The sequence below is a fragment of the Hoyosella sp. YIM 151337 genome (assembly GCF_026041215.1).
Taxonomy (GTDB): Bacteria; Actinomycetota; Actinomycetes; order Mycobacteriales; family Mycobacteriaceae; genus Hoyosella.
Map to the genome: position 1 here is coordinate 150,768 of NZ_JAPEIQ010000006.1, position 19,610 is coordinate 170,377.

A 19,610-nucleotide genomic window follows, 5' to 3' on the forward strand; every position below is an offset into this window, starting at 1 on the left:
TGCTACGGCGCCGGCAGCGCCACATAGCGCGTCTCGAGATACTCGTCGATGCCTTCGATGCCACCTTCGCGCCCGAAACCGGAGGCTTTGATACCGCCGAACGGCGCAGCCACGTCAGAAATCACGCCGCGGTTGATTCCCACCATGCCGGATTCCACGTTCTCGGCGATCCGCAACGCCCGGCTCAGGTCGCGGGTGTAGACGTAGGCGGCAAGGCCGTACTCGGTGTCGTTGGCTAGCGCGATGCCCTCGCCTTCCGTGTCGAATCCAGTGATCGCAACGACTGGGCCGAAGACTTCCTCCTTGAGGATGCGCGCGTCGCGCGGGACATCGGTCAGCACGGTGGGTGGGTAGAAGTATCCGGGCCCTTCCGGGGCCACACCGCCGGTGAGGAGCCGTGCACCTTTGGCGATCGCATCCTGCACCAGCCCCTGGACGGTCGTGAGCTGGTCAGAGTTGATCAGCGGGCCGAGTTGAACACCTGGATCAAGACCGGGTCCCATCCGTACATCGGACATGCGCGCCACCAGTTTCTCGGTGAAGGCTGCCCGCACAGCGTTGGCAACATGAAAGCGATTCGCCGCAGTGCAGGCCTCCCCTCCGTTACGCAGCTTCGCGAGCATCGCACCATCGACGGCCGCATCAATGTCCGCGTCGTCGAACACCACAAACGGCGCGTTCCCACCCAGTTCCATCGATGTTCGCAGCAGATGCTCCGCGGATTGTTTGACGAGCACCCGTCCGACAGGCGTCGACCCCGTGAAAGTGAGCTTACGAAGCCTCGCGTCCCCGAGCAGCGGCGCAGACAGATCCGAAGAGCGCGAGGTGGGCAGAATGGAGACCACACCCTTTGGCAGTCCGGCTTCCGCGAGAATCTGGCCGAGCATCAGCATCGTGAGCGGAGTGGCGCCAGCGGGCTTGACGATCATCGTGCACCCGGCGGCGATGGCTGGGCCGAGCTTGCGGGTACCCATCGCTAGCGGAAAGTTCCAGGGCGTAATAGCTAGACACGGGCCTACCGGACGCCGCAAGGTGAGGATGCGCCCATTGCCTGCCGGGGCAGGCGTGAAACGACCAGAGATTCGAGCGGCTTCCTCGCTGAACCAGCGGAAGAATTCGGCACCGTACGCAACTTCGGCTTCACTCTCCGGGAGTGCCTTGCCCATTTCCAGCGTCATCAGGTGCGCCATATCGGCTTTGCGGTCGGCAATCGCGGTGTACGCGGCCCGCAGGATCTCGGCGCGTTCCCGTGGCGGGGACTGCGCCCAGGCATCCTGCGCATCAACTGCCGCGTCGAGGGCTGCTGCCCCATCATCCGGTCCAGCATCTGAGACCTCGATCAGCACTTCGCCGGTCGCAGGGTTGTGCACGGGAAAGGTCTTGCCGGACGCGGCAGGCTGCTGTTTGCCTCCGACCCAAAGGCCCTTCGGCACTGCCTCAAGCAACCGCTCGGTGCGCTGTTCACGTGACTCATCTTGTTGCGCTGGCATTCTCAGGACCTTCCCACCATTGATGTGTCGAAACCTACACCCGAGGGGCCATCGTCCGCACGCTGTTTGCTGGTGCGGGCATGTCCCGCCCGTGTCGTGACTTCGCCTGTCACCGAAGATGTCCACCCGCTAGTCTCAGACCTGTCGGTTCGGGGCGTTTGCTCACCAGCCGGCGGATTTTTCGAATGCCACAAGCGGGAGCGATAGTGAACAATATTTCAGCGTCTGCCGAATGGCAGGCCCTAGCAACTCACGTAAAGACCTTGAAGGAAACGAGTCTGCGCGCCCTCTTCGCCGAAGACCCCGGGCGCGGCAGTGCGATGACTCTGCACGCTGGGGACCTGTACATCGATTTCAGCAAGCATCTCGCAACCCCAGAAACCATCTCACTGCTCGCAAACCTCGCGCGCGCCGCAGGCCTCCCCGAGCAGCGTGACGCGATGCTGCGTGGCGCTCACATCAACACAACGGAAGACCGTGCTGTTCTGCACACAGCCTTGCGCGCCGCGCGGACGTCCACACTGTCGGTCGACGGCCAAAACGTTATCCGTGATGTGTACAGCGTCCTCGACCGGATGGGCGGGTTCACCGACTCGGTCCGCAACGGTGTCTTCCGTGGTTCGACCGGCGAACGCATCACGGATGTCGTCAACATCGGCATCGGTGGGTCCGATCTAGGGCCAGCGATGGTTTACCAGGCATTGCGCGCCTATTCCAACGCGGGCATTACCGCTCACTTCGTGTCGAATGTCGACCCCGCCGATCTCATTGCGACGCTGGACCGGCTCAATCCCGCCACTACGCTCTTCATCGTGGCGTCGAAGACGTTCACGACGCTCGAGACGCTGAGCAACGCCCGTGCGGCGCGCACGTGGCTTCTCGAAAAACTGCGGACGGACGAGACGGCGGTCAAGCACCACTTCGTCGCGGTGTCCACGAACGCGGACCGTGTCTCGGAATTCGGCATTGACACCGACAACATGTTCGGGTTCTGGGATTGGGTGGGGGGCCGCTACTCGGTCGATTCGGCGATCGGACTGAGCGTTATGCTCACCATCGGCAAGGAACAGTTTGCGGAGTTCCTCGCCGGGTTCCGCAGAATCGATGAGCACTTCCGGGAAGTGCCCTTAGAACAGAACGCACCAGTGGTACTCGGGATGCTCGGAGTGCTGTACACCAACTTCTTCGGCGCGGAATCCCGTGCGGTGCTCCCCTACTCGAACGACCTTGCCCGCTTCCCCGCGTACCTGCAACAGCTCACGATGGAATCGAATGGGAAGTCGGTGCGCATCGACGGCGAACCAGTCACGACCGACACCGGAGAGATCTTCTGGGGTGAACCCGGGACCAACGGTCAGCACGCCTTCTATCAGCTTCTGCATCAGGGCACGCGGCTCATCCCCTGCGACTTCATCGGGTTCGCTGAGCCCACTGGTGACATCGACAGCGGTGACGGTGTGGGCATGCACGATCTCCTGATGTCGAACTTCTTCGCCCAGACTCAAGTGCTTGCTTTCGGGAAGACTGCCGACGAGATCGCCGCCGAGGGCACACCCGCCGCAATTGTGCCGCACAAGGTCATGCCGGGTAACCGGCCGAGCACGACGATCCTCGCTCACAAACTCACCCCGTCCGCCGTGGGACAACTCATAGCCCTCTACGAACACCAGGTGCTTGTGCAGGGCACGGTATGGGGCATAAACCCGTTTGACCAATGGGGCGTCGAACTCGGAAAGACCCAGGCCAAAGCGTTGTTGCCCGCCGTGACCGGCGCGGAAGCGACAGCCGGCGACGCTGACTCATCGACCGCTGCACTTCTCGCGCAGTACCGGAGGTGGCGCGGACGCGCATGAGCGAGCACAAGGCCACCGTCGAATACCTGAGCATTGTCGACACGCATTTCGTCCGCATGCATCGCGGTCACGGTGTCCAGGTCGCCATGCAGGGGCTGTGGATGCTCCGCGATGTCGTCGACGAGGCTACGCTCGCGGACCTGCATAGCGGACTGGCCGTGGGGCCGCTCAACCGTCGAGCGGTCCGCCCCAGAATCCCCGGCGGCCGCCACTACTGGGCGCGCGGTGCAAGCATCGCACCGGTGCACCGCGCCCCGCAGCCGATCCGCCGTGAAGACATCGTCGACTGGGCAGACGAGCGCGCTCAAGTCCGGTTGAACCCCGAACACGGGATCGGGTGGGAGTTCAGCGTCGCGCGTCTCGAAGACGGCGGCATGGTGATGTCGCTGGTGTGCTCGCACGCCCTCACCGACGCGCAGGGCATGATCGCCGCGGTGCGCGCGGCGATCAGCGGAGATACTGCCAGCGTCTCGGACGTGCCCGAGTTGCCAGCGACGCGGCTGAGCATCTGGCGGGAACTGGCGACCGCCTGCCGACAGTACTGGGCGCTACTCGCTGGCGCCTTCGTGGCGTTCTACACGATCTTCATCCAGGGCTCCAACCGGGACGAGATCGTGCGGTACCTGCGGCTCAACCGGATTGATGTGCTGCGCCGCAAACGTGCGGTCACGCTGGCAAAAAGTGGCAGACTCGATGAGTCGTGGCGGGAGCCTGCCACCATCATCGACGTCGACGCCGCGGAGTGGGATGCCGTCGCTGCGAAATCCGGTGGCACCCCCAATAGCCTGCTCGTTGGGATTGCAGCCAACTTGCTTTTCAGCAGCGGTGCCCGAACAGCGAATGAGACCGTCACGATCGGCGTGCCCGTCGACCTGTCAGAGCTGGGTACCATCGCGGGCCGGACACCGGTGCGAACCAACGAACTGACAATCGCCCCCGTGACGCTTCGCCCCCGCGGTACCCGGTACGGCGAGCTGTTTCTGGTGCGGGACACGTGTCGCGTGGCGTTCGCCAAAGCCGTCGCCGAGAAGTTCCCCCAGGATGCCCGGCCAGCCAGCATGCCTACGGAAATCCTGGATATCGTGCCGGACCGCATCGCGGCGCGGCTCGTGCGAACAACCGGCCTGGCCGATGCCGTCGCCACATACGTTGGCGAGCTTCCCGAGGGTCTGACACAGCTGGGCCCCTACCAGATCGAGTCGACTGCCGCACGGGCCGTGCATCCTGGGCTGACACCTATGGCTGCACTGGAGTCCCCGTTCAGCCTCGACCTATGCCTGGTGCGCAGCGGCAGCCGCTACACCCTGTCTGTCATCGGCGTGAATCCGCTCCGCTTTCCCGATTCGAAAGCGCTACGAAGTCTCGCGATTCGTGAACTAGAAAAGTGGGGCCTGGTACCGCAGAGCTGGGACAGCGACCAGCCAGGCCTCGGCCGGCCAGGTGGCCCCTCAGCGCTGTACTAGCGCGGTTCACGGCCGGTGGCGGCGCAGAATGTAGGTGTCCATCACCCAGCCAGCGCGGTCTTTCAGTTCCGATCGCCGCGCTTCGATCTCGTGTTCCACGCTGCGCAGGCTTCCCGCGACAAGCACCTCGTTGCGGGTGCCGACGTTGCCGCCCCAATATATGTCGAAGTCATCTCCGGGAACGTCGGAGAAGGCACACGCGCCATCGAGCATAATGACCGCATTGTCGACACCTGGCGGTAGTCCCTCCGCTAGGTGACGGCCGGTGGTGACGTGTATCGATTCGCCGATCCGATTCAGCGGGATCCGGTGCTTCGCTGCGAGCGCCTGAATACTGGTGATACCTGGAATGACCTCGTATTCGAATTCCACCGACTTCGCGGCAAGCATCAAGTCGATAACGCGCAGCGTGCTGTCATACAGCGCCGGATCACCCCAGACGAGGAACGCGCCTACGCTCTCGTAATCGAGTTCGCGGCGCACCGCGTCCGCGAACAGTGCGGCACGACGGTGATGCCAGTCGGTAACCTGTCCTTCATACGCCGCTTGGACGCCTGTCGCAGTGCGGTCGCGCGGCGGGTCCGGTATTTCGACAATCCGGCAGTCGGGCGCGTGCTCCGCGAGCATCCCGCGGCGCACGTCGACAAGTTCAGCTTTACCTGCCCCTTTGTCGACGATGAAAACCACGTCGGAGCGACGCATGGCCTTGATTGCCTGCAGCGTGAGATGTTCGGGGTCTCCAGCACCAATACCGATGACATAAAGCGTCCGCATACCGCTAACGGTGCCACAGTCACACTGTTGCGCTGACGCTGACCTGCCGTGTCTTCGGCGCGCTTCCCAGTGACGGAAGTTCTAGCAGCTCGGTCACGAAGTCACGCAACTTCTCCGGGCTATCTGTGTCCACGAGCCCCGGAGTGGTGATCAGCGATGTCACCATGCGGTACAGCCACTCGGCGAGTGGAACGAGCGAACTCTGGTCTGGATCATCGGTGCCACGCATGAAGTAAGGGGACATGAATTCGGCAACACGCTCGATCAGAGTGCCACCGCGCGCAGCGAACAACTGCATGATCAATTGGGGGTCTTCGCGTAGCGTTTTCTGGAGCAGTTCGTGCTCACGGGCATGACTGACAATGAGAACGATGCTCTCGACGAGTCGCGCCTTCGCATGGTGAGTGCTATCGGCCACGGGCTTGAGCCGCGTGAGAAACCGTGCGGCTTCCCTCTCGAACAGAGCTTCGATGATCGCCGACTGATCACCGAAGTACTTGTAAACCGTGGGCCGCGAAAGGCCCGCTCGCTGGGCAATCGCTGCATGCACCCGCGACCGGAACCCGGATTGCAGCAGGCATTCCTCTGCAGCGTCCAGGATGCGCGAGCAGATCTCGTTTCGGCGAAGAACCTCGACCGTCGGTCGCGGCGACAGAATACGCTGAGCTTCGTTTCTCACACCAGTCCCTGCAACGTCCCCGGCCTGACCTGCGCAGACCGTTCTACCAACCAGTTGTCGTTGACAATCCCCATCCGAATGTCCACGAGTGTAACCGGGATCGCACGATTTCCAATAGCACAATGTCGACAAGGTTCGTTGTCACGGTTGCGTCGCACCCATGCGACAAGCCTCAGCTCAACGCGGTAGACTCACTGCCGCCCGCCACAGACGGCGGCGTGAGCGCCCTCGTAGCTCAGTCGGATAGAGCGACTCCCTCCTAAGGAGTAGGCCACAGGTTCGATTCCTGTCGGGGGCACTTCGCACAACGTGTCAGAGGATCCAGCGGTATCGGTGCTCGGGACGCCCTGCAGAGCCATAGCGCAGTTCTAGCTCAGCCCGGCCCTCCGCGCAGTGGTGTTCGAGGTAGCGGCGAGCCGTGACCCGCGCGACCCCAGTTCGCTCCGATACTTCCGCCGCTGAAAGCAGCGTTCCGGCTTCGCGAAGTGCATCTGCCACCAGCTGCGCCGTCGCAGTGGTGAGCCCTTTGGGCAGCACCCGCGTGCTCGTCTGCGGACGCAGGATGCCGAGCAGGCTGTCAACATCGTTCTGGGTGGCCGAGTCCATTCGGGTGAGCTTCTTTTGAGCCGCGGCGTAACGCTCAAGCCCTTCCCTCAAAGCGGACAAGGGAAAAGGCTTCAGCAGGTAGTAGATGGCGCCATTGTGGAGCGCTGAGCGCAGGTGTTCCACATTTCGAAGGGCCGTGATCACCAAAACGTCGACGAGACGCCCAGAGGCTTCAGCCTGTGGTCCGCGGAGCTCTTTGAGAACATCTAGGCCCGAGGCGTCAGGGAGGAAGAGGTCGAGCAGCACCAGATCCGGCGAGTGCCGACGTACCTGGGCTACCGCCTGCCGGGCGGTGTGCGCGATGCCCACCACTCTGAATCCGGGCACAGAATCGACTAATTCGTGGTGGTTCTGAGCGACACGAACGTCGTCGTCCACCACGAGTACTTCGATCATTGGGACACCTCCGAAGTAGACGTGATCCCGCCGCGCGAAAACCGGCGGGTGGGGAGGTATGCGCTGAAGACAGTCTCCTCCGCACTCTCGACCACGACTTTTCCACCCCACCGTTTACAGGCCTGTCGCACAAGCGCCAAGCCAAGACCTCGCCGCTCGCTGCCTGGCATCTCCTTTGTGCTGAAACCTGCGGAGAATATTCGCTCTTCGAAATCGGGGGCCACTCCTGGCCCCGAGTCTGTCACGCGGACCTCGATAATGTCGCCCATCAGTTCACCCTCGACTGACACATGATGGCGCACGAGCAGTTCCACCCATTCTCCTTCGCCAGTGGCTTCCAGCGCGTTGTCCACCAGATTGCCCACCACTAGCAGCACGTCAGCACGCAACCGGTCGTCTAGTTCATCGGCTAGATGACTCATCGGCGAGACCTCGAAGGTAGTGCCCTGCTCTGCAGCCTGGACCGACTTGGCGAGAATCAGGGCGCTCAGAGTGATATCGGCGATCCGAACGGAGACCTCCGAGTTCGCACGAATTGTCGCGGTGGATAGCCCGGTCAAATACGCCTTGGCGCGGTCGACTGCGCCGAGCTCGAGCATGCCCGCCACCGTATGTATCCGGTTGGCGAACTCGTGCCGCTGCGCCTGAAGGCCACGGGTCACGGTGCGCGCACCGTCGAGTTCGTCGCTCAACTTGGTCATCTCGGTCTGGTCGCGCAGAGTAACCACTATGCCCCCATCGGCATCACGCACGCGCACTGGCCGCCGGCTGCAGACCAGAATGCGATCGTCTAGAGCGATAAGTCTGTCTGTCACCGGCTCCCCGCTTTCCAGCAGATCCCGCAATTCGCCCGAGATGCCAGTCGACTCCGGTGTGTCGCCAATGTCTGAAGCATGAAGCCCGAGCAGGTCCCGCGCAGCGGCATTGGCCAAGACAATCTTGCCGTCTGACCCCACAGCCAGCACTCCTTCGCTGATCGCGTAGAGCAGCGCTTCCCTGTTGTCGAGCAGTTCGGCAATTTCGTGCGGCTCCAGCCCGTAGATGCGCGACCGTATCCGCCGTGAAATGACGTAAGCGCCGATAGCACCCCCCGCCAGTACCACAAGTACGGTCCCGCCGATTGTCAACAAAGCCGTACTCACGTTCCCCGCGATATCCGACGCGAGGATGCCCACTGATACGTAGCCGATGGTCCCGCTCTCATTCTCGTCAGCACCGAAAATGGGAGCCCTCGCTCTGAGGGTGACACCTGCAGGACCTCGCTCGACCCCGGTCCACGTCTCTCCAGCGAGCACCGCCGACGGATCGACGCTCGTCGGCTGCCCAATAGCGGATGGGACCGGATGGGAATGCCGGATCCCTTCCCGATCAGCAACAACGATGTACTCGAAGCCTGATGCGTGCCGAAGGTTCTCAGCCAGGGTCGCCAGCTCCTGCGACCGATTGGTGTCGGCGAGCATTTCTTTGACATCCGGCATCGCGGCCACCGACTGGGCCATCGTCATCGCGCGCTCTTCCATATCGTTCTGCACCATTCGCTGGTGATGCGCAAACCACATACCCCCAAGCACGACGACGGTGGTGGTCAGCAGAACGGTATTCAGAATGAAGAGGTAGCGCGTCAATGACATTCGCATCAAGCCATTCTGCTCGTATTGGCCCGTGACCAATATGACCATTATCGCGCCTTCGTTCACAACCAGGTGATGCCAGTCACGAGTCAGGCAAGGTTGTGCGTCAGATCGCAGTGGCTACGCACCACCTGGAGGAACAATGCTCAGCCTCGTCGGCCTAGCCGTAATTGCTTGTATAACCACCTTGCTGATACTGGGGCGCATATCGCCTGTAGTGGGGCTGACGACAATACCTATCATCGGCGCGCTGCTGGCTGGATTCACCCCCGGCGAGATCAGCGACTTCTTCGAAACGGGCTTAGGTTCCGTGATGGATGTCGCCGTGATGCTCGTCTTCGCCATCATCTTCTTCGGAATCATGAACGACGTGGGCCTTTTCAATCCGCTGATCAACCTGACGGTTCGGCTCACGCGCGGGAATGTCGTCGCGATTTGCGTCGGCACAGTGGTCCTAGCCGCCATTTGCCACCTCGACGGCGCCGGGGCCTCAACCTTCCTCATCACGATCCCGGCTCTCCTGCCGCTGTACAAGCGACTGGATATGAGCCCGTATCTTTTGCTCCTACTGGTGGCTACCAGCATGGGCATCATGAATATGCTGCCCTGGGGCGGCCCAGTGGGGCGTTCCGCCGCTGCACTCGGGCTTGATCCGGTGAGTATTTGGCGTGGGCTGATCCCGGTGCAAGTCATCAGTATGGTGCTGCTTATCGGCATGGCCGTGTTGTTGGGCATCCGCGAGAAGAGGCGCATCAGGATTCGCCAGCGCATGAACACGAAGCAACTCGCTGCAGCAGGAAGCGGCGGCCGGTCGGGCGGCGGTTCTGCCCCCGGCCCGATGGAGGCCGGCGACTGGGCTGCTGGACCCGCAAACCATGAGCAGAAGCCGAGGAATCTCTGGGCCAACACGCTGCTCGTGTTCACTGTCATGGGCTTGCTGATCGCGGATATCGTGCCGCCGTCTCTCGCGTTCATCGTCGCACTGAGCGTGGCCCTGCTCATCAACTACCCCAAAGTCACCGATCAGATGCAGCAGATCCGCGCGCACGGGGGCGCCGCTCTGGGCACAGGCGCAATCATCCTCGCCGCGGCATGCTTCCTGGGAATCCTGCAAGAGTCCGGCATGCTCGAGTCACTAGCGAGTGATGCCGTTGGACTGCTGCCTGCGGCGACCGTGCCCTACCTGCATCTGATTGTTGGCATCCTCGGGTTGCCGCTCGAGCTGATGCTAAGCACCGACGCACACTACTTCGCGTTGCTGCCCCTTGTTGAGAGTATCGCCGCGGAGGCAGGGGTCAGCACTCTTGCAGTCACCTACACCGTGATTGTCGGCAACGTCATAGGGACCTACATCAGCCCGTTCAACGCCTCGCTGTGGCTAGGCCTTGGCCTGGTAGGGGCTGACATTGGAAAGCACATTCGCTACTCGTTCGTTCCGATGTGGGCGTTTAGTGTCCTCGTGCTAGCTGCCTCGCTGGCACTCGGCGCGATTCCTTTCCGCTGACCCCTTGACATCCACCGGGGAGATGTACATCACATTGTGCTGATTTCCGGGGGCTGACCTGCGTTGAACAGGTGAGATTCACGCTGTCAATATTCCGCTTCATGAAAGTTTTCGTAACAATGGGAGTGTAATGAGCCACCCCAGTCGACATAGCGCCCATCGCCACCATCCGCTTTTTCGGCAGCGGATGCACAAGGCCCTCACGGCCGGGATGATGATGGCTCTCGTAGCGGTACCGACCGCAGCAGCTAATCCGCCCAGCGATCCGGATGCCATTCCTGAGCACGCAACAGTGGTCGAGCGCTCCGCGCACCCGTTGGGAACCGACTGCGAACCGCTTTATGTCCTAGCAACGCGGGGCTCTAACGAGCCGCCCCAGGACAGGGCGGTCATCTATGAGGATCCCGTCTACCCCGCGGACACCGAAACACGCGGCATGGGCCCACTGCTGAACGACTTCTATGACACATTCGTGCGCGAGCAGCAGAATCGCGGAGCCGCCGAGCCGGCCGGCTTCGGAGTGGTCTACCCAGCGGTTCGGGTGGGCGACGGGTGGTTCCGCTACCCTGCCAACTACCGTGAATCGATCGAGGAAGGCGCACAGCGGCTTCGGGAAACACTGCAGGAAATCAACGCACTGTGTGCGGGCAAGCACACCGATGTCGTGGTCACGGGGATCTCCCAGGGAGCCGACGTCATCAACCGGGCACTGAGCGACGAGGTGGCAGCAGGAGCCGATGATTTCCGTAATGTGTCAGCGGTCGCCCTTTTCGGTGACCCCAGCCGATCTAGTTCGCAACCTTCCGTGAAGGTCGGCGCCACCCATGGAGATGGCTTTTTCCGTATGTTCCCGATTGGGGACGGCGCGCAAGACGAGTGGATGCGGGAACGCCCCGGCAGCGTGATCTCGTTCTGTATACCCGGCGATAACGTGTGTGACCCGCTCGAGCACCCCCAGGATTCGGACAACGCGGCCGGGATCGTCGGCGTTTCCCCCTTCGCGAGGCACGAAAGCTACCACACCGAGAACATCACTTTGGAGTGCCTGACCAGCAGCGTCAGCGCAGGTACGTGGCTTTCGGCGAAGGAATGTGCGGTCAAGATGGTCGCCGATAAGATCGGCCACGGCGATCAGGGCAGCACGCTGCCGGAAACGATGCTGGCACGCAGCGCCGACAGCTGAACGCTGCCGGGCGAAGACGCGGTGCTCACCGTAGAGTTGACGCGTGATCTTCGCTGCAGCGGTGCGCCGGTCTTTTGCCATTCTCGCGGGCTCCATGCTTGCGACTGGGCTGACCGCACCTGCCGCCTACGCTAGCGAAACCGCTTCTGCCTTCGGCTCACAGTGCGAGGCGGGGTTTGTGCTGGCGCTGCGCGGCTCAAATGAACCACCCCAGGATGGCGCATCCTACGATCCGCCCGTGTATCCGGCGGCCACCGCGACCGCGGGTATGGGACCGTTGCTCAGTGCCTTTTACGCCGCTGTCGTGAAGCGGGCGGCGGAGCGGTCGATCATGGTGCCGACAGGATATGGCGTGGTCTACCCAGCCGTCCGCGTGGGCAACGGCGGAGCCTCGTACTTCGCGAACTACACAACGTCGATCGGCGCGGGTGCCGAGAACCTTCGGCTGGCGCTGCAGCAAATCAACGCGGCGTGCGCGGGCACCGGCACCACTATCGTGCTGGCCGGAAATTCGCAGGGCGCCGATGTCATCAATCTGGCCCTCGGCACGGAGGCGCGCACCCCAACCGGGGACTTCCAGAACGTCGCGTCGATCGTTCTCTTCGGTGACCCGAGCCGCGCAGACCGGCAGACTCTCACCGCAGTGGGCGCGCAGCACGGCGTCGGCATATTCCGCATACTCGGACTCCTCGACGGCAGCCAGGATGCGTGGATGCGCGAGCACCCTACGCTGACGATGTCGTTTTGCATCCCTGGTGACAATGTGTGTGACCCGGTCGAGCACCCCGATGATGCAGCTAACGCTCGCGGGACGGCTGGGATCACACCGCTTGATCGGCATCTCAGCTACGCGAATCCCGCAGTGCAGTTGCGGTGTGAGGTGCCAGGCGAGCAGGGCGATGTATGGATGAGCGCGAAGGACTGCGCCGCGCACCTCGTGGCAGACCGGCTCGCGGAGTGACCGCGCCGGGCTGGCAGTTCACCTCGGTACTGATGCTTGCTGCGTACGCAGCCGACGCACGGCGTCGTCCATGTGGGCGGCGAGCAGCGTGAACGCTCGCTCCTCGGAGCCCTCCTCAATCGCATCCCGCAGCACCTCATGCTCGGTGACCTGCTCATGAATATCGGGATACGTCGACTGCAGGGCACCGAGGCACATGCGAGTCTCGATCAACAGCGTGCGAGCGGCGCGGACCAGCCTGGCACTACCTGAACTCTGCACCAGAGTTTCGTGGAATTGCTGGTCTGCGTCGGACACTGCGCTGATGTCGTTTCGGTCGGCGGCGTCACGCATCATGATTACGACCGGTGTCAGCGCCGCGGCTGTTTCTTGCCGACGACCATCGAGCACTCGTTCAAGGGCACCGCGCTCGATGGCGGCGCGCGCGTGGTACACGTCTTCGATGTCGTCCAGCGTCAGGTCGATGACGAAGATTCCACGGTGCCGCACGCTGTGCAGCAGGCCTTCAGAAACGAGCCGCTGCATGGCCTCGCGGATGGGCCCCCGCGAAACCTGAAACTTCGCAGCGAGATCAGCTTCACCGAGTTGGCTCCCTGGAACCAGGCTGCCCCGCATGATCCCCATCCGCAGCTGGTCGGCGATGAGTTCCGCGGTCGACTGCCGGGCAACGGGTTCGAGGTCGAAGATCGTCATCGTGGTGGTCTTTCATGTGAAGAGTGCACCGAGTGCCTCTTGTTTGTCGGTGAAACCGGCTAGTCGCAGCCCTTCCCAAATGGTGACCTGGTTGGCGGTCAGCACTGGTTTCCCCAGCTCCGCTTCGAGTTGGGACAGCACACCGATCGTGTGCATCGCGGTATCGGGGATCAAAACAGCTTCCGCGTCGGGGTGGTCATGAGCGCGCGCGAAATCGAGTACCTGGTCTGGGGTGAGCGTCCCGACTTCCGCTGCTGTGTCAATCCCTTTGCTTGCCATAGACACGACTTCGATGCCGCCAGCCGCGAGGAACCGGACGAAGAGGTCGGCCACCTCCGCCGGGTAGCTCGCCGCTACCGCTACCTTCTTTATCCCGAGAGCGTGGGCCGCGTTGACGAAAGCGAAGCTCGTGCTGGACGCCGGCACGCCCGCGACATCGGCCAGGTCCGCGATCTGACCGGATGCACCATCGGGACCATAGACAAAGCTGCCGGAGGTGCACGCCCACACGACCGCTTCAGGTTTCTTGTCAGTCAGCAGCGAGGCTCCGCGTGCCAGCTTCTCGGGGCTGCCGAGATCGAGCAGTTCGGGTATCGCGTGGAGGTCAGTTCCGTAGATATGCACCACCTCGAGGCTGACCGTCGCGCCCGCGTCGTTCAGAAGCTTTTCGGCGCGCGGATAATCGTCTTCGGCGGCGTGGTCGGGGTAGATGAAGCCGATTGCTGTGCTCATTCACTCTCCCTGAAAGACGTCGCGGAGCCATTTTCCTGGCCCCATCATGGGTAATTTCATGCGGCCCAGACACGCCCACATGGTCAGCTGGTTGGCTGTGAGGATCGGTTTGCCGAGGGTGCGTTCCATCGGCTCGATCAGGTCGTACGTGGGCAGATTCGTGCAACTCACGAAGATCGCTTCGGCTTGCGGATCGTCGGCCTTGATAATGCGCTCTGCGATTGTGCGGTAGTTCACTCGCCACATGCCGCCGCCGAGTCCCAGATGGTCGGACTGCACAACGTCGACCCCGAGTTCACCGAGGAATTCGTTCAGCTTCTGGGTCAGCACGGCATCGTACGGCGTGATGACGGAGACCCGGCTCAAATCCAGATGCCGCACCGCCTCGACGAGGGCCCCACTCGTTGTGAGCGCGTCGGGGGCGCCAGCTTCCAGCATCGCGTCGACGAGTCCGCGCTCATGCGCGAGGCCGTTGATGAAGCTGCCTGACGTACAGAGATACGCCACAACTTCTGGTTCGACGTGCAGCACATCGCGAGTCGCCATCATGACCCGGCTGCGGTCAGAAACCAGCACCGCCATTTCGGCGCTGACCTCGACAGGCTCGTAGGGAGTGCGCGCGAGGTGCAGGCTCACCTCCATGGGCAGCCATCGCCACAGTTCCCGTTCGAGTGCAAGATCGAACGGGGCGATGATCCCAATGCCGCGCTGCGCGATGGGGCCATCGAATTCCGGGATATTGAGGTCCACGGCCGCCCTCACCTTCACTCGGTGGCTACGCCAAGCGATAAATCAGATTGTTGACAATCATACGAGCGGCTCCTACGGTGTCAACGTGACCGAGAACCCAGTTGTTACGGTCCTCCACGCGGACGCGAAACCGGATGAGGGCCTCCTCGCCCCTGTCACCGAGCATGCCACCGTACGCTTCGCTGGTGCGGAAGACTTGCCCGAAGCGCTGCCCGGTTCACATGTTCTTTTCGCGTACGACTTCTTCAGCCACGCGCTGCCCGACAACTGGCGCGCAGCCGATAGCCTCCAGTGGATCCACATTGCCTCCGCGGGTGTCGAGCGCTTCATATTCCCCGAGCTTCGGGACAGCGGAGTCATCGTCACCAACTCACGCGGGATATTCGACGACACCATCGCTGAATACGTACTCGGGCAGATCATTTCGTTCGCCAAAGACTTCCCTGGGTCATGGCAACTGCAGCAGCAACGGGAGTGGAAACACCGCGATTCCCGGCGAGTCGGCGGGAGCCGAGCCCTCATAGTCGGCACCGGCCCCATCGGCCGGGCCATCGCACGACTCCTCAAAGCAGCGGGCGTGGAGGTGACGGCCTCTGGGCGGCGAGCGCGTGCGAACGACCCCGATTTCGGCACCGTCACCGCGCAGGAAAACCTGGAAGACGCACTGTCGCACGCCGATTATGTGATCGCGATCGCACCGAGCACGCCACAGACCTACCACATGTTCGACGCCACCACCTTCCGCGCTATGAAGGACACCGCGTGTTTCATCAACGTCGCGCGCGGCGACCTCGTCGTCACCGACGATCTCATCGCGGCACTGCGTGCGGGTACGATCGCCGGAGCCGCGCTCGACGTGACTGACCCCGAGCCGCCGCCGGACGACCATCCCTTGTGGGAGGCACCCAACACAGTCATTACTCCGCACCACGCCGGTGACGTCGTGGGCTGGCGCGACGATCTGACGCGCCTGTTCGCCGACAACTACCGGCGCTGGGCTGCGGGCGATACGTTGCTCAACGTCGTCGACAAAGAGCGCGGCTACGTCCCGGGATAAAGGAGCACAGATGAATCCCACCGAGATCACATCCCTGACCGCGGTCGATCTCGTTACCGCCTACACCTCCGGTGCGCTCTCCCCGGTTGAAGCAACAAAGGCGGTGCTAGACGCGATCGATAGCCGGGACCCAGACATCAACGCCTTCTGCCTCGTCGACGCAGAGCGCGCGTTAGCGCAGGCCCGGCTTTCGGAAAAGCGCTACCAGAACGGGCACGTGAAAGGCCTGCTCGATGGTGTTCCCATGTCGATCAAGGACATCTTTCTGACAAAGGGGTGGCCGACCCTGCGTGGTTCGCAGTGCGTTGACCCTCGGCAGGAGTGGACGGTTGACAGTCCGGTGAGTGCCCGGCTGCGCGAAGACGGCATGATCTTCATCGGCAAGACAACCACGCCCGAAATCGCCTGGAAGGCGACCACAGACAGTCCACTGACCGGGATCACGCGTAATCCTGTCGACCCGTCGAAAACAGCCGGTGGGTCCTCAGGTGGCAGCGCGGCGGCGGTCGCCGCTGGGCTCGGTCCATGCTCAGTGGGCACGGATGGCGGTGGCAGCATCCGCATACCCGCATCCTTCTGCGGAATAGTCGGTTTCAAACCGACCCACGGGCGTGTGCCCATGTTCCCGGCCAGCCCATTCGGCCCGCTCGCCCACGGCGGCCCCATGGCCCGCACCGTCGAGGACACCGCGCTGCTCCTTGACATCCTCTCTCTGCCCGATTACCGCGACCCGACGTCGCTCGGACCGGTCTTCACCACTTACCGCGGCCAGATGAACCGCGATGTGCGGGGGCTCGGTGTCGCCTACTCCAGGGACCTCGGGTACGTCCACGTCGACCCGGAGGTCGCGGAGATCGTGGAACGTGCGGTACGCAAGATTGACGAGGCCGGCGTGCCCGTCACCGAGGCCGACCCCGGCTTCAGCGATCCGATCGACGCGTTCGAACTGTTGTGGGCCGCAGGCGCTGCCACGCTTCTCGCCGGCTTCCCGGAAGGCTCCAAAGAAAAGGTCGATCCCGGCTTGCGTCAGGTGTGGGACAAGGGCGAGTCTCACAGCGCAGTCGAGTACCTGGAAGCCCGCGCGATCGCCGCTCAACTCGGCATCACGATGGGTAAATTCCACAGTGTTCACAATCTGTTGTTTACGCCGACGATGCCGATAACCGCGTTCGAAGCGGGACACGACGTGCCCCCGGAAAGTGGGCTGCGCAGCTGGGCGCAATGGACACCGTTCAGCTACCCGTTCAACATGACGCAGCAGCCAGCGATCAGCATCCCCGTTGGGCAGACGAAGGCTGGACTTCCCGTGGGTCTGCAGATTGTGGGACCGCGCCACTCCGACGACCTCGTCCTCGCTGTTGCCAGGTACGCGGAGCATGTGCTGAGCTGAACGCGCCGTAATCAGCACCGGGAAGGAACAACGACACCGTGTCCGATTCGCCCCTAGGGGAACTCGCCGCGTTCGCAGGTCGCTGGGCCGGTTCCGGGGCAGGTCATTACCCCACGATCGAGAGCTTTGCGTACCGCGAAGAAATCGAGTTCACCCCCAGCGGCAAACCATTCCTTTCGTATCGTTCGCGCACGTGGAACGGCATCACCGGGCAGCCGATGCACACCGAATGCGGTTACCTTCGCCGGACGGTGAGTGGGCAGGCTGAACTGCTGGTCAGCCAGCCCATCGGCCTCAACGAGATCTATCGGGCAACATTAAGCCGGGGGGCACTCGACTTCGTGACGCACACGCTGGCGGTCTCGCCGGAAGCGAAACCGGTGAAGCAGATCCGCCGCGCGTTCGTCCTCATCGAGGACGTACTCACCTACGACATGTGGATGGCGCATGCTGATACGCCGCTCACGCATCACTTGCACGCTGAACTCCAGCGCGTGTCAGAAAGCGGCCTCATCGAGGTCCATGATCGACCCGTCGATTCCGCTGAGGACCTTTCGCGTCGACGAGATCGCCGGCAGGACGTTCCGCGCGAAAAATAGGGCGCTCGCAACTTTGCCCTGGTAAAACGCGACGTCGCTCGTCCCGGAGTCCAATGCCCGCAGCGCGATCTCTGCGTGCCGCAGCAATTGCCAGCCGATCAGCAGATCGCCGACAGCAAGGAGCAAGCGTACCGAGCCTAGGCCGATCTTGTACAGTTCTTTGGGCTCCTTCTGCGAGCCCATCAGGTGACCGAACAGTGTCGCGAGGACGGCCTGGACGTCATCGAGCGCGGTCTTCAGCAGCTCGCGTCCATCTGCGAGGCGTTCATCCGCGTCCGGGCTATCGAGAAACGCCGTGATCTGGCCGGCTACGTGCCCGAGCGCGCCACCTTGATCGCGTGCAATCTTGCGGAAAAAGAAGTCCAGCGACTGAATGGCTGTGGTGCCCTCGTAGAGCGAATCAATTTTCGAATCCCGGATGTACTGCTCGATCGGGTAGTCCTGCAGGAAACCGGAGCCGCCCAGCGTTTGCAGTGACTCGTTGAGCAACTGGTAAGCACGCTCGGATCCCACACCCTTGACAATTGGCAGCAGCAAGTCGTTGACTCGGCCGGCCATTTCCGCGTCAGCGCCGGACACAAGCGCAGCGACGGCAGCATCTTGGTGCGCCGCGGTATACAGGTAGATTGCGCGCAAGCCTTCAGCGTAGGACTTTTGCAGCATGAGCGACCGGCGGATGTCAGGGTGCCGCATGGTGGACACACGCGGCGCATCCTTGTCTGTCATGTTGACCATATCCGCGCCTTGGACGCGCTGTTTCGCGTACGCGAGGGCGTTGAGATAACCCGTGGATAAGGTCGCGATGGCTTTCGTCCCCACCATCATGCGAGCTTCCTCGATTACGCGGAACATCTGCGCGATGCCGTCATGCACGTCGCCGACGAGCCAGCCCTTGGCGGGCACGCCATGCCCACCGAAGGTCAATTCGCACGTCACTGAGGCTTTGATGCCCATCTTGTGTTCAACGCCGGTGACGAAAACGCCGTTTCGCTCGCCCGGCGCGCCGGTCTCCGGATCGAACAGGAACTTAGGGACGAAGAACAGGCTGAGGCCTTTCGTGCCAGGTCCCGCACCCTCAGGACGGGCAAGCACGAGATGCATGATGTTTTCCGCGAGATCATCTGAATCAGCGGAGGTGATGAACCGCTTAACACCGTCGATGTGCCAGCTGCCGTCGACTTGCTGGACTGCTTTAGTCCGTCCCGCGCCGACATCGGAGCCTGCGTCTGGCTCGGTGAGCACCATCGTGGCGCCCCACCCTCGTTCGGCCGCGAGTTGAGCCCAATGTTTCTGCTGCTCGTTGCCGATGCCGTAGAGAATGTCGGCCGCCTTCGGTCCGGAGTGATACATATACGCCACGGGCTGCGCACCCAGGATCAATTCGCGGATTGCCCACGCCAGCATGAGTGGAGCCCGCTCACCGCCGACGGCTTCATTCAGTCCCAGCCGGTAGTACCCAGCGTCAGCCCACAATCGCACAGCCTTCTTCAGCGACTCCGAGAGCCGCACGCTATGGCTCGCGACATCAAACTCGGGCGGGTTGCGGTCCGCTTCGGCAAAAGGCTCCGCGAGAGGCCCTTCAGCGAGCCGGCGTGCTTCGGCGAGAATAATTCGCACCGTTTCCGTGTCCAGTTCCCCGAATTCACCGGTTGCCAGCACATCATCAAGCTTGAGTGACTCGAAGAGATTGAACTCGAGATCGCGCGTATTGCTGATGTAATGGCCCATAACAGCGTCCTTTGGTGCGATAGGGTGTGGCTTATATGCCCTGGTGTGAGCATTGTGACCACTGTGATCGACCGAAGTTCGCCTACGCAAGCGTAAGGCGCAGCTGTGTCGGATATCTTCG

General features: G+C 62.5%; 16 protein-coding genes, 1 tRNA gene and 1 pseudogene. 9 read left to right on the forward strand and 9 right to left on the reverse strand.

The window, feature by feature from the left end; all coding sequences use genetic code 11:
• Positions 1-2 precede the first annotated feature (2 nt).
• A complete protein-coding gene (locus tag ONR57_RS02115) occupies positions 3-1,490 on the reverse strand; it encodes an NAD-dependent succinate-semialdehyde dehydrogenase (RefSeq protein ID WP_265121204.1) in 1,488 nt (495 codons plus the stop codon).
• A 203-nt stretch (positions 1,491-1,693) separates the two neighbouring features.
• Between ONR57_RS02115 and pgi the strand changes: the two genes are divergently transcribed.
• Positions 1,694-3,343: a glucose-6-phosphate isomerase gene (gene pgi, locus ONR57_RS02120; RefSeq protein WP_265121733.1), complete on the forward strand. Its 1,650-nt coding sequence runs from the start codon at positions 1,694-1,696 to the stop codon at positions 3,341-3,343.
• Positions 3,340-4,806: a hypothetical protein gene (locus tag ONR57_RS02125; protein ID WP_265121205.1), complete on the forward strand. Its 1,467-nt coding sequence runs from the start codon at positions 3,340-3,342 to the stop codon at positions 4,804-4,806. Before pgi ends, ONR57_RS02125 begins: the two co-directional genes overlap by 4 nt.
• Positions 4,807-4,812: 6 nt before the next feature.
• Here the strand turns inward: ONR57_RS02125 and cobF are convergent, their stop codons facing one another.
• Entirely contained in the window at positions 4,813-5,580 is a 768-nt protein-coding gene (gene cobF / locus ONR57_RS02130; RefSeq protein ID WP_265121206.1) for a precorrin-6A synthase (deacetylating), read from the reverse strand.
• Positions 5,581-5,599: 19 nt separating this feature from the next.
• The gene (locus ONR57_RS02135; RefSeq protein ID WP_265121207.1) at positions 5,600-6,259 is read right to left on the reverse strand and encodes a TetR/AcrR family transcriptional regulator; all 660 of its coding nucleotides are present in this window, start codon (positions 6,257-6,259) and stop codon (positions 5,600-5,602) included.
• Positions 6,260-6,483: 224 nt separating this feature from the next.
• Between ONR57_RS02135 and ONR57_RS02140 the strand changes: the two genes are divergently transcribed.
• A tRNA-Arg gene (locus ONR57_RS02140) sits at positions 6,484-6,557 on the forward strand.
• Positions 6,558-6,571: 14 nt separating this feature from the next.
• Here the strand turns inward: ONR57_RS02140 and ONR57_RS02145 are convergent.
• Positions 6,572-7,261: a response regulator gene (locus ONR57_RS02145; protein ID WP_265121208.1), complete on the reverse strand. Its 690-nt coding sequence runs from the start codon at positions 7,259-7,261 to the stop codon at positions 6,572-6,574.
• Complete coding sequence (locus ONR57_RS02150) at positions 7,258-8,898, reverse strand: sensor histidine kinase (RefSeq protein ID WP_265121209.1); 1,641 nt, start codon at positions 8,896-8,898, stop codon at positions 7,258-7,260. Before ONR57_RS02150 ends, ONR57_RS02145 begins: the two co-directional genes overlap by 4 nt.
• A gap of 136 nt (positions 8,899-9,034) precedes the next feature.
• Here ONR57_RS02150 and ONR57_RS02155 point away from each other — a divergent pair, with 136 nt between their 5' ends.
• The 3 genes from ONR57_RS02155 (at position 9,035) to ONR57_RS02165 (ending at position 12,540) form a co-directional block, all read left to right on the forward strand.
• Positions 9,035-10,396, forward strand: a complete 1,362-nt coding sequence (locus ONR57_RS02155) for a CitMHS family transporter (RefSeq protein WP_265121210.1) — start codon at positions 9,035-9,037, stop codon at positions 10,394-10,396.
• Positions 10,397-10,526: 130 nt separating this feature from the next.
• Entirely contained in the window at positions 10,527-11,579 is a 1,053-nt protein-coding gene (locus ONR57_RS02160; RefSeq protein WP_265121211.1) for a cutinase family protein, read from the forward strand.
• A gap of 43 nt (positions 11,580-11,622) precedes the next feature.
• On the forward strand, positions 11,623-12,540 hold the full coding sequence (locus ONR57_RS02165; RefSeq protein ID WP_265121212.1) for a cutinase family protein: 918 nt from the start codon (positions 11,623-11,625) through the stop codon (positions 12,538-12,540).
• Positions 12,541-12,558: 18 nt separating this feature from the next.
• Here the strand turns inward: ONR57_RS02165 and ONR57_RS02170 are convergent, their stop codons facing one another.
• From ONR57_RS02170 to ONR57_RS02180, 3 genes are read right to left on the reverse strand one after another with little or no spacing between them, the layout of a single operon-like run.
• Entirely contained in the window at positions 12,559-13,233 is a 675-nt protein-coding gene (locus tag ONR57_RS02170) for a GntR family transcriptional regulator (protein WP_265121213.1), read from the reverse strand.
• Between the two features lie 12 nt (positions 13,234-13,245).
• Entirely contained in the window at positions 13,246-13,965 is a 720-nt protein-coding gene (locus ONR57_RS02175) for a maleate cis-trans isomerase (protein WP_265121214.1), read from the reverse strand.
• Positions 13,966-14,715 (reverse strand): Asp/Glu/hydantoin racemase, encoded by a 750-nt coding sequence (locus tag ONR57_RS02180; protein ID WP_265121215.1) that lies wholly within the window; start codon positions 14,713-14,715, stop codon positions 13,966-13,968.
• Between the two features lie 85 nt (positions 14,716-14,800).
• Between ONR57_RS02180 and ONR57_RS02185 the strand changes: the two genes are divergently transcribed.
• The 3 genes and pseudogenes from ONR57_RS02185 to ONR57_RS02195 form a co-directional block, all read left to right on the forward strand.
• A complete protein-coding gene (locus ONR57_RS02185; RefSeq protein ID WP_265121216.1) occupies positions 14,801-15,772 on the forward strand; it encodes a D-2-hydroxyacid dehydrogenase in 972 nt (323 codons plus the stop codon).
• Positions 15,773-15,782: 10 nt separating this feature from the next.
• Positions 15,783-17,162 carry an amidase gene (locus tag ONR57_RS02190; RefSeq protein ID WP_265121217.1) on the forward strand — a complete coding sequence of 460 codons (1,380 nt, stop codon included), beginning with the start codon at positions 15,783-15,785 and terminating at the stop codon, positions 17,160-17,162.
• Between the two features lie 38 nt (positions 17,163-17,200).
• Positions 17,201-17,659 (forward strand): annotated as a pseudogene (locus ONR57_RS02195) (FABP family protein); the annotation flags it as partial.
• On the opposite strand, the gene ONR57_RS02200 reads toward ONR57_RS02195, so the two are convergent.
• Complete coding sequence (locus ONR57_RS02200) at positions 17,660-19,489, reverse strand: acyl-CoA dehydrogenase (RefSeq protein ID WP_265121218.1); 1,830 nt, start codon at positions 19,487-19,489, stop codon at positions 17,660-17,662.
• Between the last annotated feature and the right edge of the window lie 121 nt (positions 19,490-19,610).

What these genes read in the sequence shown, in the direction of transcription:
- ONR57_RS02115 (WP_265121204.1), bottom strand. Translation starts at nt 1,490, where the DNA reads ATGCCAGCGCAACAAGATGAGTCACGTGAACAGCGCACCGAGCGGTTG.
- ONR57_RS02125 (WP_265121205.1), top strand. Translation starts at nt 3,340, where the DNA reads ATGAGCGAGCACAAGGCCACCGTCGAATACCTGAGCATTGTCGACACG.
- cobF (WP_265121206.1), bottom strand. Translation starts at nt 5,580, where the DNA reads ATGCGGACGCTTTATGTCATCGGTATTGGTGCTGGAGACCCCGAACAT.
- ONR57_RS02145 (WP_265121208.1), bottom strand. Translation starts at nt 7,261, where the DNA reads ATGATCGAAGTACTCGTGGTGGACGACGACGTTCGTGTCGCTCAGAAC.
- ONR57_RS02150 (WP_265121209.1), bottom strand. Translation starts at nt 8,898, where the DNA reads ATGCGAATGTCATTGACGCGCTACCTCTTCATTCTGAATACCGTTCTG.
- ONR57_RS02155 (WP_265121210.1), top strand. Translation starts at nt 9,035, where the DNA reads ATGCTCAGCCTCGTCGGCCTAGCCGTAATTGCTTGTATAACCACCTTG.
- ONR57_RS02160 (WP_265121211.1), top strand. Translation starts at nt 10,527, where the DNA reads ATGAGCCACCCCAGTCGACATAGCGCCCATCGCCACCATCCGCTTTTT.
- ONR57_RS02170 (WP_265121213.1), bottom strand. Translation starts at nt 13,233, where the DNA reads ATGACGATCTTCGACCTCGAACCCGTTGCCCGGCAGTCGACCGCGGAA.
- ONR57_RS02175 (WP_265121214.1), bottom strand. Translation starts at nt 13,965, where the DNA reads ATGAGCACAGCAATCGGCTTCATCTACCCCGACCACGCCGCCGAAGAC.
- ONR57_RS02190 (WP_265121217.1), top strand. Translation starts at nt 15,783, where the DNA reads ATGAATCCCACCGAGATCACATCCCTGACCGCGGTCGATCTCGTTACC.
- ONR57_RS02200 (WP_265121218.1), bottom strand. Translation starts at nt 19,489, where the DNA reads ATGGGCCATTACATCAGCAATACGCGCGATCTCGAGTTCAATCTCTTC.